The following is a 14,175-nucleotide window of genomic DNA, read 5'->3' as shown; positions in this document are numbered from 1 at the left end:
CGCGGGGCGTCGGGCTTGGCGGTGGCGCGGGCGCGGCCATCGGCCGCAGCGTTCTGGCTGGCCTGGGCGGCTTGGGCCGCCGCCTGCGCCGCTGCTGGCGGCGCTGGCCGTGGCTGTTCCTGGTGGCGCGCCTGGGGCGGCACCGGGTCGTGGATCGCTTCGTCGGCCACGGACAGCACCGGAATCGGCGGTTCCGTGTCGAACGACATCGGTTCCAGCGCCGCGTCGAGCGCGGCCGGTGGCGGCGCGCTGGGGACGGGCGCTGGCGTCGCGGTCGTGCCGATCGTGGCCGGGCCGTCGAGCGGCTCCAGGTCGAGCATGAACTCGCCGCTGGCGCGGGCCGGGGGTGTCGTTTCCTGCGGCGTCAGGGCCAGCAGGTCGTCGAAGGCCTCGGACGGTTTTTCCAGTTCCGTTTCGGGAATGCTGTTTTGTTTGGCGCGCTCAGCTTTTTTCAGCGCTTGCATCAGCAGGCTCATGTTCCGTCCGCCTTCAAGGGTGCGACAGGGGCGGCGCTAGCGGCCGGGGCCGGGGGCGCCGCCGCGTCCTGGTTGGGCAGCAGGTAGCGGTAATCCTTGAAGTCGCCATTGAGGCTGGCGTCCTTGACCACCACCGGCCGCATGAAGATGACCAGCTCCGTCTTCACATTGTTTTCGTTACGGTAGGAGAACAGGTTGCCCACCACGGGCAGGGCGCTCAGGCCGGGCACGCCATCCTTGGTGTTGTCGACCGAATCTTGCATCAGGCCGCCCATCACGGCCACCTGGCCGCTCGATACCTTCATGATCGATTCCAGTTCGCGGGCCTGGATCACGGGCACCTTGCTGACCACCTGGCCGGCCGCCAGCGCCGGGTTGGGGTCTTGCACGTAGCCGACGATGCGGGTGATGGTGGGACGCACGTTGAGGGTGACCTCGTCGCTGTCCGAAATCTGCGGCGTGACGCTCATCACGAAGCCCACCGGCACCGTTTCCAGCCGCGATTCATAGGTGGCCGGGGTACTGATCGAGCCATTGGTGCCCAGCACGGCCGGCGTGACCTTGATGGTGAAGAACACGTTGTTGTCCACCACCTTGAGCAGCGCGGTCTGGTTGTTGAGCACGCTGATCTTGGGGCTGGACAGCACTTTGACCTTGCCGAACGTCTCCAGCAGCTGGATGGTGGTGGCGATGTTGCCCAGGCGCGAAGTGGGGTTGGCGTAATTGAGCACGAAGACGCCGGGCGAGGTGCCGGGGGTGACGTCGGACGGCAGGGTGGCGTTGCCGACCTGGCCCTGCGTGAGCTTGAGGCCGCCTTTGCCCAGGCTGCTCCAGTTGATGCCTTGCTGGTACTGGTCGCCCAGCCGCACTTCGATGATGGTCGCTTCGATCAGCACCTGGCGCTTGGCCGCGCCCAGCACGATGTCGAGGAATTCCTGGATCTTTTCATGCTGGCGCGCGGTGGCGCGCACGGCGATCAGCCCGCCTTCGATGTTGGTGATGACGGAGGCCTGGTTCTTGATGGCGGCCTGCTTTTCCTGCAACTGCAATTGCTGCTGCTGCTGGGCGGCCGGATTGGCGTTGAAAGCGGGCGCGCCCTGCGGATTGAACACGGCCGGCGTCATCTGGTTGCTCTGGTTGTTTTGCTGCTGCATGGCCATCGCCTGGCTTTGCGCGGCCGCGTTGGCCGGCTGCTCGTGGAAGGCGGCCAGCGGGTCGATCGGCGTGTCGTACAGGTTGGACGGGCGCAGCATGTCGCGGATGTTCTTTTCCAGGCTGTACCAGAAATTGTTGTCCGAACGGTTGTTGACGGCCGTGGTCGAATTGTTGTTGCCCGAGCCGCCATTGTTGGTGCTGTTCAGGGTGCTGGGGCTGTTGGTCGAGCCCGTGTTGACGTTGCTGGACGAGCCGCCGCCGGTGGTCGAGATCTGGGTGGCGATGTTGACGCTGCTGCTGGTGCTGCGGGCGATGTTGACGTAATCGATCTTGTAGTTGCGCCAGACAGGCGTGTCCGGCTGCACCACCAGGTTGTTGCCGTCGATCTCGTAGCGCATGTCGACCTGTTTGGCGATGCGGTTCAGCAGCTGGGGCATGGTCTGGTCCAGCGCGTTGAGCGTGACCGTGCCTTCGATGCCGGGGTGGATGTCCACGTTCAGGCCGGCGTCGCGGGCCAGCGCGAACAGCAGCGATTGCACCGGCACCTTGTGCACGGTCACGCTGTAGGTTTCCACCTTGGCGGCCGGCTTGGGCGGCGCCAGCGCCACGCTTTCCTGCACCGGTTCGGGAATGGCGCCGGCCGGACGGGCCGGCTCGGTGATGTGGCTGCGCGAGTCGGGCATGGGCGCGCTGGCGCAACCGGCCAGCAGCATGCCGCACAGGGCCGGGATCAAGGGAGCAACATGGTTTTTCATTCTCTTGTCCGCCCCTTGTGCTGAATGTTGTGCTTTTGGAATTCTAGTCGACATGATCTTACAATTTAATCTGTCCAGCAACTATTACGTTTCATTGCGGCAAATATTTCGGCGCCGCGGCCACCGTTGTGGCAGCCCTTGTGGCGGTGGCCGGCGGCGCGGCCTGGGCCGCGGCGGCCGGCCGGGCCGGCCCCTGGGCCGCTTGCGGCGGACGCCATAGCAGCCACGCGATGCCGGCCAACAACAGCACGATGATCAGCGACAGCGCCGTGGTGGCGTGCGATACGATACTGTTTTTCTTCTTGAACGGTGATTCCTGTATCGCATTGTTGACGTGGGCTACCTCGACCCGGTCCGCGTCGGCCGCGTAGGCGGCCAGCATGGCCTTGTCGGCCAGGATGTTGATGCGCCGGACGATGCCGCCCGAGGCGCGGGCCACGCGCAGCGCCGCCTTCTGGCTGAACAGGGGTGGCCCCGCGTAGCCGGCCGCGCGCAGCCGGAAGTCGAGGAACTCGGGCACCAGTTCCGGCGCCATGGCCGGCACTTCGAAGCTGTGGGTGATGCGCTCCTTTAACTGGCGCATGCTGGCCAGGTCCAGGTGCTCGTCGAGCTCGGGCTGGCCGAACAGCACGATTTGCAGCAGCTTGTTGCGGGCCGTCTCCAGGTTGGTCAGCAGCCGGATTTCCTCCAGCGTGGCCAGCGGCATCGCCTGCGCTTCCTCCACCAGCAGCACCACCTGCTTGCCGGCGCTGTGCTTGGCGATCAGGTCCGCGTGCAGTTCGCGCAGCACCTCGTCGCCGCGCTTGCCAGCCGGTTGCAGGCCCAGCTCGCTGGCGATGGCGAACAGCGCTTCCAGCGGCGACAAGCTGGGGTTGACCAGGTAGATCACTTCTATATGGGGCGGCAACTGGCTTTCGAGCATACGGCACAGCATGGTCTTGCCACTGCCGACCTCGCCGGTGACCTTGATGATGCCTTCGCCATGCGTGACGACGTACAGCAGCGCCTGCAGGATTTCGCCGCGCGTGTTGCCGGCGTAAAAGAAGGCCGGGTTCGGCGTGATGCCGAACGGCGATTCCTGCAGGCCGAAATGGGAACGGTACATGGTGGCGGCCTTAGGCGATACAGCGCAGGAAAGCCTGCTCCAGGGTGTCGGCCTGGTAGCGGGCGCGGCATTCGGCCGGGGTGCCGGCGAAGCGGATACGGCCGTCGTGCAGGATGGCCATGCGGTCGCACAGTTCATCCACGTCGGCCAGCAGGTGCGAGGTGAAGAACAGGGCGCTGCCGGCGGCGCGCCTGGCCAGCAGCTGGGCTTTGAGCAGCGCGCGCGCTTTCGGGTCGAGGCCGCTGGTCGGCTCGTCGAGCACATACAGGGCCTTGGGCGCCAGCAGGCAGGCCGCCAGGCCCAGTTTCTGGGTCATGCCCTTGGAATAGCTGCGTACCGTACGTTTCAAGGCTGATACCTCCAGGTCCAGCGCCTGCACCATGGCGGTGACGGCGGCCGGTTCCACCGCCTGTCCCTGCAGGGTCAGTATGTACTGTATAAATTCCGCTCCCGTCAGGTAATAGGGCGGGATGAAGCGTTCGGGCAGAAAACCGAGCGGCGCACGCGCGGCCGGCTGGCGGTGGTCCTGGCCGAAAATGGTGATGCTGCCGCCATCGAGCGCACAAAAATCGAGCAGGCATTTCATCAGGCTGGTCTTGCCGGCGCCGTTCACGCCCACCAGTGCCACGCATTCGCCGGGTGCCACTTCCAGATCCACGCCTTGCAATACGCTGGTGTCGCCATAACGCTTGGCAAGCTGGTGAAATCGCAATGCGGGGTCGGTCATGTGTGGCGGTCTGGGCGCGCGAGTGGTGAGCGACCCACACTGTAGCGCATTCCCCGGGGATTTTGCTAGTGCAAACGCGAAATTCCCCTATGCAGCGGCATTCTGGCGACGTTCATGATTTTCCGTAGTGTAGATTGCTGGCAAGGACAATTTTCTGGACTAGAATGGCCGCAACGCGCGCGCGGGTGCGGTTGATGACGAGGAGAATACATGGCAAGGCCGGAAAAAGTCCGCCTGGGAGAAATCCTGGTGCAGCAAAAGCTGCTGTCCGAGGAGCAGCTGGGGCTGGCCCTGGCCGAGCAAAAGCGCAGCGGGCGCAAGCTGGGCCGGCTGTTCATCGAGAGCGGTTACGTGACAGAGGAGCAGATCGCCGGCGCCCTGGCGCGCCAGCTCGATATTCCCTACCTGAACCTGAAGTTCTACAACATCAACCCGGACGTGGTGCGGCTGCTGCCCGAAACCCAGGCCCGCCGCTTCCGCGCACTGGCGCTGGAAGACCGCGGCGCCGCGCTGCTGGTCGGCATGTCCGACCCGACTGACCTGTTCGCCTACGACGAGATTTCCCGCATCCTCAAGAAGACGGTGCAACTGGCCGTCGTCAACGAGACCGAGGTGCTGGGCGCCATCGACCGCATCTACCGCCGCACGGACGACATCACCGACCTGGCGCGCGAGCTGGAGCAGGACCTGGGCGACGTGTCGGTGGACTTCGGCGCGCTGGCCGTCAACCCGAACCTGGAAGAAGCGCCCATCGTCAAGCTGCTGCAATCGGTGTTCGACGACGCGGCCCAGGTGGGCGCGTCCGACATCCACATCGAGCCGCAGGAAGGGCGTTTGCAGATCCGCTTCCGCATCGACGGCGTGCTGCACCTGCAGACCGAGGCCGACATCAAGATCGCGCCGGCGCTGGCGCTGCGCCTGAAACTGATGTCTGACCTGGACATTTCCGAGAAGCGGCTGCCGCAGGATGGCCGCTTCGCCGTGCGCGTGAAGCAGCAGCGCATCGACGTGCGTATCTCCACCATGCCCACCCAGTACGGCGAATCGGTGGTGATGCGTCTGCTCAACCAGGCCGGCACCACCTTGCGGCTCGATGCGATCGGCATGCCCAAGCCCATCCTGGACAAATTCCGCGCCATCATCCAGCGCCCGAACGGCCTGGTGCTGGTGACGGGACCCACCGGCAGCGGCAAGACCACGACCTTGTACTGCGCGCTGGCCGAACTCAATTCCGTGGAAAAGAAGCTGATCACGGTGGAAGACCCGATCGAATACCGGCTGCGCGGCATCAACCAGGTGCAGGTCAACGACAAGATCGACCTCGATTTCGCGCGCGTGCTGCGCTCGGCCCTGCGCCAGGACCCGGACATCGTGCTGGTGGGCGAGATGCGCGACCAGGAAACGGCCCAGATCGGCCTGCGGGCCGCCATGACGGGCCACCTGGTGCTGTCCACGCTGCACACCAACGACGCGCTGGGCACGCCGCTGCGGCTGATGGACATGGGCGTGCCGCGCTACATGGTGGGCAGCTCGCTGCAAGCCGTGCTGGCCCAGCGCCTGGTGCGCGTGATCTGCGAAAGCTGCACCACGCCCTACGAGCCCAGCCCCACGGAAACGGAATGGCTGCGGCTGGAACTGGGTGACCAGGCCGGCGCCGGACATTATTTCCACGGCAAGGGCTGTTCGCACTGCAACGGCATGGGCTACCGGGGCCGTACCGGCGTCTACGAATTGCTGGAGATGACCAGCGCCGTGGTGGACGCGGCCAACCACCACGACGCCAACGCCTTCCTGAAGGCGGCCGCGGCCCAGATGGCCGGCAACACCTTGCGCCGCCACGCCGTGCAACTGGTGGTGCAGGGCCGCACGACGGTGGCCGAAGCCATGCGTATCAGCAACCAGTTCGAGGATTGACGTGCCGCTTTATGCCTACAAGGGCCGCAACGCGCGCGGCGAACTGATGCAGGGTGTACTGGAAGGGGCCGACAGCGGCGCCGTGGCCGACCAGCTTTTTAATACGGGCGTGACGCCGATCGACATCAGCGTCACCAAGCGCGCCGCCACGGAGGCCTCGAACGGCGACGCGTGGTGGGTCAAGCTGATGGAGAAGAAGGTGACGGCGATGGACGTGCAGTTGTTCAGCCGCCAGTTGTACACCTTGCTCAAGGCCGGCGTGCCCATCATGCGCGGGCTGGCCGGGCTGCAGGAGTCGGCCGTCAGCAAGGCCTTCGGCCGGGTGATCAAGGACATGCGCGAATCGCTCGATTCGGGCCGCGAGCTGTCTGCCGCGATGCGCCGCCATCCGACTGTGTTCACGCCGTTCTACCTGTCCATGGTGCGGGTGGGCGAGATGACGGGCCGGCTGGAGGAAGTGTTCCTGCGCCTGTTCGACCACATGGAGTTCGACCGCGACATGCGCGAGCGGGTCAAGACGGCCATGCGCTACCCGACCTTCGTGGTGGTGGCGATGGTAGCGGCCATGGTAATCGTGAACATCTTCGTGATTCCCGCCTTCGTCAAGGTGTTCGAATCGTTCCATGCCGAATTGCCGCTGATGACGCGCATCCTGATCGGCAGTTCCAATTTCACCGTCCATTACTGGCCCTTGCTGGTGGCGATGGTGGTGGCGGCCGTGTTCGGCTTCCGGGCCTGGATCGCCACGGCCAAGGGCCGCTACCGCTGGGACAAGTTCAAGCTCAAGGTGCCGGTGGCGGGCAAGATCATCCTCAAGGGCACGATGGCCCGCTTCGCGCGCAGTTTCGCGCTGTCGGCCCGCAGCGGCGTGCCCATCGTGCAGGGCTTGACGGTGGTGGCGCAGACGGTGGACAACGCCTACCTGGCCGCCCGCGTGGAGCAGATGCGCGACGGCGTGGAGCGCGGCGACAGCATCCTGCGCACGGCGGCGGCGGCCGGCGTGTTCACGCCCGTGGTGCTGCAGATGATCGCGGTGGGCGAGGAGACCGGCGCGCTCGACGACCTCATGGACGAGATCGCCCAGATGTACGAGCGCGAAGTCGATTATGAATTGAAGACCTTGTCGGCCCAGATCGAACCGATCCTGATCACTTTCCTGGGCGTGCTGGTGCTGGTGCTGGCGCTGGGCATCTTCCTGCCGATCTGGGACCTGGGCAAAGTGGCCCTGCACAAATGAAAACGCGGCCGCCTGTTGGGCGATTGCAACGGTGGCGGCAACGCGGCGCGACGCGCTTCGAGTTCGCCGTGGCGGTCGCCATCCTGGCCATCCTGGCCGGGGTGTTGCTGGAGCGGGTGGCGTTTTACCAGGAACAGGCGGAACTGGTGGCCGTGCAGGAAGTGGCGTCCAACATCCGCGCAGCGCTGGATGTCGAGCTGACGCAGGCGCAATTGCCGGGCCGGGCGGTCGACCTCGGTGTGCTGGCGGCGCAAAATCCCATCGCGCTGCTGGACCGCAAACCAGCAAATTACCTAGGGGAATATTTCTCTCCTGACAACAACGAATTGCCACCTGGAAACTGGTACTTCGACCGGCATGATAAGACGCTGATTTATTTGTTAAATAACCGCGAATCTTTTGGAAATGCTCCCGCGAAACTATTGAAATTCAAGGTAAAATTGTTGCGCTTGCCCACAAAAGTCGCCAAGCCGTCAGGAGCATCTGAGAACGCAGGTGTGACCTTTGAGCAAGTGAATGACTAGCGCCGCCCAACTGCTCGCCGCGCCCTGTCCCTTGTGAATTTCTGATTTGAATGGCGATTTGGAGAAGTCAATGAACAAGCAAGCAATGCACAGCGTCCGTCCGTCCGCACAGGCTGGTTTCACCCTGATCGAGCTGATCGTCGTGATTGTCATCCTGGGGATTCTGGCGGCGACTGCCTTGCCACGATTCGCGAGCCTTGGGGGCGATGCGCGCATTGCATCGTTGCAGGCGGCGCAAGGCGCGCTGAATACGACGGCGGCCATGGTGCATGGACAGTCGCTGCTTAATCCGCAGGCCACCACGATCACCAACGATAGCATCCAGATCAACCTGGCCTCGTCGTATCCGGCAGCGGACGTCAACACGGCTAACGCGGCAGGTCTGACCTCCAACGATTACGAAATCACGGCCAATCCCACCGGCTCGGCTACGAGCGCCACAGCGGCACACGTGCCGGCCATTCCGGCCAACGGATTTGTGGTGGTTCCCAACAGCATCAAGGGAACGGCTACGGCGGAAACGTGCTTCCTGTCGTATCAGCAAGCAGCAAACGCCAATACGCCGCCCGTGGTGACGCTCACTAAGAGCACCTGCCAATAAGCACTAGCCAGGCCCTGGCCTGTGGCTGAGTCTGGAAATTTGGCCCGCATGAATTGGCGAGGCGGCGCGGTGGGGCAGGAGTGCCGCGCCGCCGGCTTCACCATCGTCGAACTCGTCACGGTGATGGTGGTGATGGGCGTGCTGGCTGCAGTCGCTGTGGCGCGCTTCTTCAACAATGGACCTATCCAGGCGCGCGAATATGCGGACCAGGCCAAGGCCGTCATCCGTTATGGCCAGAAGCTGGCGATTGCCCAGAACCGCCCCGTGTACGTGAGCGCGACCGGCAACCGTTTCGGACTGTGCGTGCAAGCGGCCTGTGCGGCGACCGATGCCATCCCCGCGCCGGGCGGCAACAACAGCGGCAGCTCCTACACCAAGGCCCAGTGCCAGATCGGCGGCAGCTACCTGTCCACCTGGATGTGCGAAGGCAAACCGGACACCCTCACCGTGACCGCCAGCCGTGCCACCGAAGTGGGCGCGGGTGGCATGTTCTTCTTCGATGCCATGGGCCGTCCCTACAACGCGGCCGATGCCGCCAATCCTCTGGGCACGGCTTCCACCTTCACCACGCCGCTCATCATCACCGTCAGTGGTGGCGGCACGAGCGTCAACGTCGTCGTGGAAGCGGAGACGGGCTATGTACACTAAGCAACGCGGCCTGAGCCTGATCGAACTGGTGATGTTCATGGTCATCATGGGCGTGGCCGCCGTCACGGTGCTGCAACTGCTGAACATGTCCACCAAGGCCAGCGCCGAGCCGGCCCGCCGCAAGCAGGCCCTGCTGTTGGCCGAGGCACTGATGGAGGAAGTGGAGCAAGCCCGCTTCACGTTCTGCGACCCGTCCGACGCCAACGCCGCCACGGCCACCAGCGCCGCCGTTGGCGCGCCCGGCGACACCACCAAATGCGCAACGACAGTGGAAGCCTTCGGCCCCGAGAATGGCGAAACCCGTCCCTACAACAACGTGAATGATTACGTGACAGCCAAAAGCACGGCCCAGCAATCCTTTCTGAGCGGCAGCCAGCTGGTGGACGCGGCCGGCACCGCCATGGGTGGCGTGGGCACACCGTTGACGGGCTTCACGGCCACGGTCGCCATGGAACCGGCCACGCTGGGCCCGTCCGGCATGGCCGTGACGGGCGATGATACGCCGGCCAACATGGAGGTGCTGCACATCACGATCAACGTCAACTACGGCAGTGGCAACGACGTCACGCTGGACGGCTACCGCACGCGTTATGCACCGAGGACGACGGACTGATGATGGCCATCCGTATCCCTCCCTCGACGGCGCGCGGCTTCACGCTGATCGAAATGATCGTCGTGATGGTGATCACGAGCATCCTGGCCGGCATCATGGTGCTGTTCATCCGCCGTCCCGTGCAGAATTACGTGGACGCGGCGGGCAGGGCGGAAATGAGCGACGTGGCCGATCTGGCGCTGCGCCGCATCACCCGCGAACTGCACAGCGCCTTGCCGAACAGCGTGCGCGTGATGACGTCGGGCAGCGTGGTGCTGCTGGAATTCATTCCCACCAAGGCGGCTGGCACCTATCTGTCCGTGGACGACAACGCGGGCAGCCCGGCGCTGGACTTCCAGAATGCGGCCAACAAGACCTTCAAGGTGGTGGGCGACATGCCCGCCTTCCCGTACAACATCGTGGCCGGCGACTACATCGTGATCTATAACCTGGGACCCGATTACGTGACGGCCGATGCCTACGCCGGCGGCAACCGGGCGCAGGTGGCATCGGCACCGGTGAACAATGTGGTGACGCTGGTCAGCAATCCGTTCGCCGTGCCCGTCAATGGCATTCCGAACACCTCGCCCACGCAGCGCTTCAGCGTGGCCACGCAGCCGGTTACGTTCCGCTGCGCGCCGGCGGCCACGGGCGGCATGGAATTGACGCGCTACTGGAACTATCAATTCAATACCAGCCAGACCGATCCGTCGTCCATGTCGAATCCGCCGGGCCAGACCATCCAGCACGCCATCCTGGCCAGCAACGTCGCGGGCTGCAATTTTTCGTACACGCAGCTACAGAACGTGCATAGCGGATTGGTCGGTATCACCTTGATCGTGGGCCGCGCCAACAGCAACGAAACGGTCACGCTCGCGCATCAGGCCGCCGTGGAGAATACGCCATGATCCATCCACACTATTCGCGCATCCGGGCCATGCGGCGGGCGGCCGGCATCGGTATCGTGACCGCCATCTTCCTGCTGGTGGCCCTTGCCGGGCTCGGCGTGGCCATCGTATCCGTGGTGACGTCGCAGCAAGCGGGCGCCGCGCAGGACCAGCAGGGCGCGCGCGCCTACCAGGCCGCGCGGGCCGGGCTGGAATGGGCGCTGTGGCGGGCCTTGCGCAGCGGCGCCGGCGCAGGACCATCGGCCAGCCTCGGCTGCCCCAAGGCGGCCGGCTCCGGCGTCACGTTCCCCTTGCCGGCCAACACCACCTTGTCGGCCTTCAGCGTCACGATCACTTGCGGCGCGAACGCGGGCCTGGCGGGCGGCACGGAGCACTTCTGGATACGGGCCACGGCCTGCAATCAGCCGGGCGCCAGCGGCTGCCCGAATGCGAGCAAGGGACCCGATTACGCGCAGCGCGTGGTGGAGGCGCAGCTTTGATGAGGACAGGCGTGAAAAAGCTGACGTTTTTGGGGGCGGAATGCAACAATCCCGCAAATTTTCCATGTGCTTTGAATATAATCAAGCGCAGCGCAGCCTTTTGCGGCGCGCTCAATCACTAGATGGCCGGCATGGGTTTCTTTTCTAAAGCAAAAAAAAATGATGGCTGGCTGACGCTCTCGTTTCACAGCGAGGGCATATGCGCAGGCAGCGTCAAGCGCGCCCGCGATGGTAAACCGACGGTGGACGTGGCGGCCTTTTTCCCGGCCCAGCCAAGCCGGTCCGCCGAGGCCCTGGAACGGGGCGGCAAGGAACTGCACGCCGCCCGCAAGCACTGCGGCACCTTGCTGTCCGGCGGCGAATACCAGTTGCTCACCGTGGAGGCGCCCAACGTGCCACCGGAAGAACTGAAGACGGCCGTGCGCTGGCGCTTGAAGGACATGCTGGACTTCCATATCGACGACGCCACCATCGACGTGCTCGACATACCCATCGACAGCGCCGGCGGATCGCGCAGCCATTCCATGTTCGCCGTGGCCGCGCGCAACAGCCTGATCCAGTCGTGCCAGGAATTGTTCAGCGAGGCGAAGATCCCGCTGACCGTGATCGACATTCCCGAAATGGCGCAGCGGAACATCTCGGCCTTGCTGGAGCCGCCGGGACGCGGTCTGGCGATGCTGTCTTTCCACGACGATGGTGGCTTGCTGACCATCACTTTCAAGGGTGAACTGTACCTGGCGCGCCGGATCGAGGTGACGCTGCCGCAATTGCTGGAGCCGGATACGGACAAGCAGCACGCGTGCTTCGACAAGATCACGCTGGAACTGCAACGCTCGCTTGACCACTTCGACCGCCAGTTCAACTTCGTCAGCGTCTCCAAGCTGCTGCTGGCGCCCACTGGTGCGGAAGGCCTGCATGAACACCTGGCCAGCAATATGTACATGCCGGTCGAGGCGATGGAGCTCAGCGATGTCTTTGATTTGGGCAAGCACCCGGAATTGCAGGACGTGGCGCAGCAGCAGCGTTTCTTCCTCACGTTGGGCGCGGCATTGCGGGTTGAGGAGGTGGCGCTGTGAGCCAGCAGATCAACCTGTTCAATCCCATCTTCCTGAAACAGAAGAAGGTGTTCGGCGCCGTTCCCATGCTGGAATCGCTGGCGCTGATCCTGGTCGGCACGGTCGCGTTGACGTGGTACGCATCGTACAAGGTCGGCATGCTCGAACGCAGTGCGGCCACCGGCAAGACCGTGCTGGCGGGGCGTGAGACGATGCTGAACAAGGCGGTGGCCCAGTTCGCGCCGCGTCCCAAGAGCCCGGTGATCGCCGCCAACATCGCGGAAGCGGAGGCGCGGCTGGCGTCGCTGCATGACGTGGAAGGGGTGCTGCGCAGCGGCGCGCTGGGTGACCGGACCGGCTACGCCGAGTATTTCCGCGCGTTCGCGCGCCAGAACGTCAGCGGCTTGTGGCTGACGGGGCTGACGATCGAAGGTGCGGGCAACGGCATAGGCCTGCAAGGCAAGGCCATGCAGCCGACGCTGATTCCCAGCTATATCGCGCGCTTGACGACGGAGAAGGTCATGCACGGCCGTACTTTCGCCAGTTTGCAGATCGCGCGGCCCGAGGGCGCACCAGCGGCGGCTGCGCAGGTGGCGGGCGCGGCACCGGCGGCGGGCGCAACGACGCCGGTAGCAGGTGCAAAGCCGGTCTCGGGCGCCGGGGCCGGGCAGGGCGCGGCCTTGTCGCCTTACGTTGAATTCAGCCTGCAATCGGCCATGCCGGAGGCCGCCAAATGAAAGCACAGTGGATCAAGTTGTGCACCCGGCTCGACGCCATGACCTTGCGCGAGCGCGTGATGGTGTTCGCAGCCGTCGCCGCCAGCATCGTTTTCCTCGCCTTTACGATGGTGATGGAACCGTTGCTGGCGAAGCAGAAGGTATTGCTGGCGCAGATCAACCAGCAACAGAACCAGATCGCCGGCATCGACCGGGAGATCGCGCAGATGGCAGCCGCCTTCGTGGTCGATCCCGATGCTGAAGGGCGCGCGCGCCTGCAATCGTTGCAAAAACAAATCGACGAGGGCAGTGCCGCGCTGCAGAACATGCAAAAGGGACTGGTGGCGCCGGAGAAGATCGCGCCGCTGCTTGAGCATATCCTCCGCGGCAACGGCAAGTTGCGCTTGTTGTCCATGAAGACCTTGCCGGTCAGCGGCTTGAGCGAAGCCAGGCTGGAAACGGGCGCGCCGGCGATCACCTCGCCGCAGCAACCCGCTGCGGCTGGCGTGGCCGGCCAAGCTGGGCAGGCTGGCACGCAGGCGGCTCCCGGCGCACCGGCCACCAACGCGGCGGCCCAGCCCGCGAACGCCGTGGCTGCTGCACCGGCTGCGTCCAAGCCGAGGGAACTGCTGTACCGGCACGGTGTAGAAATTGTCCTGCAAGGAAGCTATGCCGACATGGTCCAGTACATGGATGCGTTGCAAGCGTTGCCCAGCCAACTGTTCTGGGGCAAGGCGAAGCTGGACGCGGGCCAGTACCCGAGCTCGCGCCTGACGCTGACCCTGTACACCCTGAGCCTGGATACGAAATGGATGAAACTGTGAGCCGCCCATCGCACATGCGCAAGCGACTGCCGGCGTTGTTGCCCATACTGCTGTGGGCTTCATGCGCTTGCGCCCAAGGTTTGCCCGATCCCACCGTGCCGCCACCGGAAGCCCGGCAGGCGATGGGCGTGGAGGCGGCGCCACCCGAAACCAAGGGGCCGCAACTGCAATCCGTGCTGGTGGGCAGCAACGGGCGGCAAGTGGCCGTGATCGACGGCCAGACCGTGCGGCGCGGCGAGAAGTTCAATGGCGCCTTGCTGGTCAAGGTGGACAAGAACCATGCGGTGCTGCGCCGTGGCGGCAAGACCCAGGTGCTGACGCTGTACCCGGATAGCGCCGAACATGGCGCCAAGGCCGGCAAGCGGCACATCACTAAAATGCCAACGCAACAACCGGCGCAACAAGCAACGCAGCAGCCAGCGCAACAGGCAACGCAACCGCCAGCGAATATAGACTGAG

Annotated in this window: 15 protein-coding genes and 1 pseudogene; 12 read left to right on the top strand and 4 right to left on the bottom strand. The window is 64.6% G+C overall.

Features of this window, described 5'->3' with window-relative positions:
* From H3H37_RS24385 to H3H37_RS24370, 4 genes and pseudogenes are all read right to left on the bottom strand, one after another.
* Positions 1 to 476 (bottom strand): annotated as a pseudogene (locus H3H37_RS24385) (hypothetical protein); the annotation flags it as partial.
* Positions 473 to 2,386 (bottom strand): pilus (MSHA type) biogenesis protein MshL, encoded by a 1,914-nt coding sequence (locus H3H37_RS24380; protein WP_182167411.1) that lies wholly within the window; start codon positions 2,384 to 2,386, stop codon positions 473 to 475. The gene H3H37_RS24380 and the pseudogene H3H37_RS24385, both read right to left, overlap by 4 nt.
* A gap of 91 nt (positions 2,387 to 2,477) precedes the next feature.
* Positions 2,478 to 3,491 (bottom strand): ExeA family protein, encoded by a 1,014-nt coding sequence (locus tag H3H37_RS24375; RefSeq protein ID WP_182167410.1) that lies wholly within the window; start codon positions 3,489 to 3,491, stop codon positions 2,478 to 2,480.
* 10 nt (positions 3,492 to 3,501) lie between these two features.
* Positions 3,502 to 4,218, bottom strand: a complete 717-nt coding sequence (locus H3H37_RS24370; protein WP_182167409.1) for an ABC transporter ATP-binding protein — start codon at positions 4,216 to 4,218, stop codon at positions 3,502 to 3,504.
* Positions 4,219 to 4,428: 210 nt separating this feature from the next.
* Between H3H37_RS24370 and H3H37_RS24365 the strand changes: the two genes are divergently transcribed.
* The 12 genes from H3H37_RS24365 (at position 4,429) to H3H37_RS24310 (ending at position 14,174) form a co-directional block, all read left to right on the top strand.
* A complete protein-coding gene (locus H3H37_RS24365) occupies positions 4,429 to 6,132 on the top strand; it encodes a GspE/PulE family protein (RefSeq protein ID WP_182167408.1) in 1,704 nt (567 codons plus the stop codon).
* 1 nt (position 6,133) lies between these two features.
* Complete coding sequence (locus H3H37_RS24360) at positions 6,134 to 7,369, top strand: type II secretion system F family protein (RefSeq protein ID WP_182167406.1); 1,236 nt, start codon at positions 6,134 to 6,136, stop codon at positions 7,367 to 7,369.
* Between the two features lie 68 nt (positions 7,370 to 7,437).
* Positions 7,438 to 7,893: a type II secretion system protein gene (locus H3H37_RS24355; protein WP_182167404.1), complete on the top strand. Its 456-nt coding sequence runs from the start codon at positions 7,438 to 7,440 to the stop codon at positions 7,891 to 7,893.
* Positions 7,894 to 7,963: 70 nt separating this feature from the next.
* A complete protein-coding gene (locus H3H37_RS26185; protein ID WP_311197588.1) occupies positions 7,964 to 8,494 on the top strand; it encodes a type II secretion system protein in 531 nt (176 codons plus the stop codon).
* Between the two features lie 48 nt (positions 8,495 to 8,542).
* Entirely contained in the window at positions 8,543 to 9,142 is a 600-nt protein-coding gene (locus H3H37_RS24345; protein WP_182167402.1) for a pilus assembly FimT family protein, read from the top strand.
* Positions 9,132 to 9,755: a prepilin-type N-terminal cleavage/methylation domain-containing protein gene (locus H3H37_RS24340; RefSeq protein WP_182167400.1), complete on the top strand. Its 624-nt coding sequence runs from the start codon at positions 9,132 to 9,134 to the stop codon at positions 9,753 to 9,755. The genes H3H37_RS24345 and H3H37_RS24340 overlap by 11 nt, the downstream gene beginning before the upstream one ends.
* Complete coding sequence (locus H3H37_RS24335; RefSeq protein WP_182167398.1) at positions 9,755 to 10,642, top strand: type II secretion system protein; 888 nt, start codon at positions 9,755 to 9,757, stop codon at positions 10,640 to 10,642. Before H3H37_RS24340 ends, H3H37_RS24335 begins: the two co-directional genes overlap by 1 nt.
* Positions 10,639 to 11,121 carry an agglutinin biogenesis protein MshP gene (locus tag H3H37_RS24330; protein ID WP_182167396.1) on the top strand — a complete coding sequence of 161 codons (483 nt, stop codon included), beginning with the start codon at positions 10,639 to 10,641 and terminating at the stop codon, positions 11,119 to 11,121. Before H3H37_RS24335 ends, H3H37_RS24330 begins: the two co-directional genes overlap by 4 nt.
* A 248-nt stretch (positions 11,122 to 11,369) precedes the next feature.
* Positions 11,370 to 12,197 carry an agglutinin biogenesis protein MshI gene (locus H3H37_RS24325; protein ID WP_311197586.1) on the top strand — a complete coding sequence of 276 codons (828 nt, stop codon included), beginning with the start codon at positions 11,370 to 11,372 and terminating at the stop codon, positions 12,195 to 12,197.
* Entirely contained in the window at positions 12,194 to 12,913 is a 720-nt protein-coding gene (locus tag H3H37_RS24320; protein ID WP_182167392.1) for a hypothetical protein, read from the top strand. Before H3H37_RS24325 ends, H3H37_RS24320 begins: the two co-directional genes overlap by 4 nt.
* Positions 12,910 to 13,716: a type II secretion system protein M gene (locus H3H37_RS24315; protein ID WP_182167390.1), complete on the top strand. Its 807-nt coding sequence runs from the start codon at positions 12,910 to 12,912 to the stop codon at positions 13,714 to 13,716. The genes H3H37_RS24320 and H3H37_RS24315 overlap by 4 nt, the downstream gene beginning before the upstream one ends.
* A gap of 80 nt (positions 13,717 to 13,796) precedes the next feature.
* Positions 13,797 to 14,174, top strand: a complete 378-nt coding sequence (locus H3H37_RS24310; RefSeq protein ID WP_182167388.1) for an MSHA biogenesis protein MshK — start codon at positions 13,797 to 13,799, stop codon at positions 14,172 to 14,174.
* The last annotated feature ends 1 nt before the right edge of the window (position 14,175 follow it).

Source organism: Rugamonas brunnea (assembly GCF_014042345.1).
In the GTDB taxonomy this organism is placed as follows: domain Bacteria; phylum Pseudomonadota; class Gammaproteobacteria; order Burkholderiales; family Burkholderiaceae_D; genus Rugamonas; species Rugamonas brunnea.
This window is presented reverse-complemented; position numbering and strand designations above follow the sequence as displayed.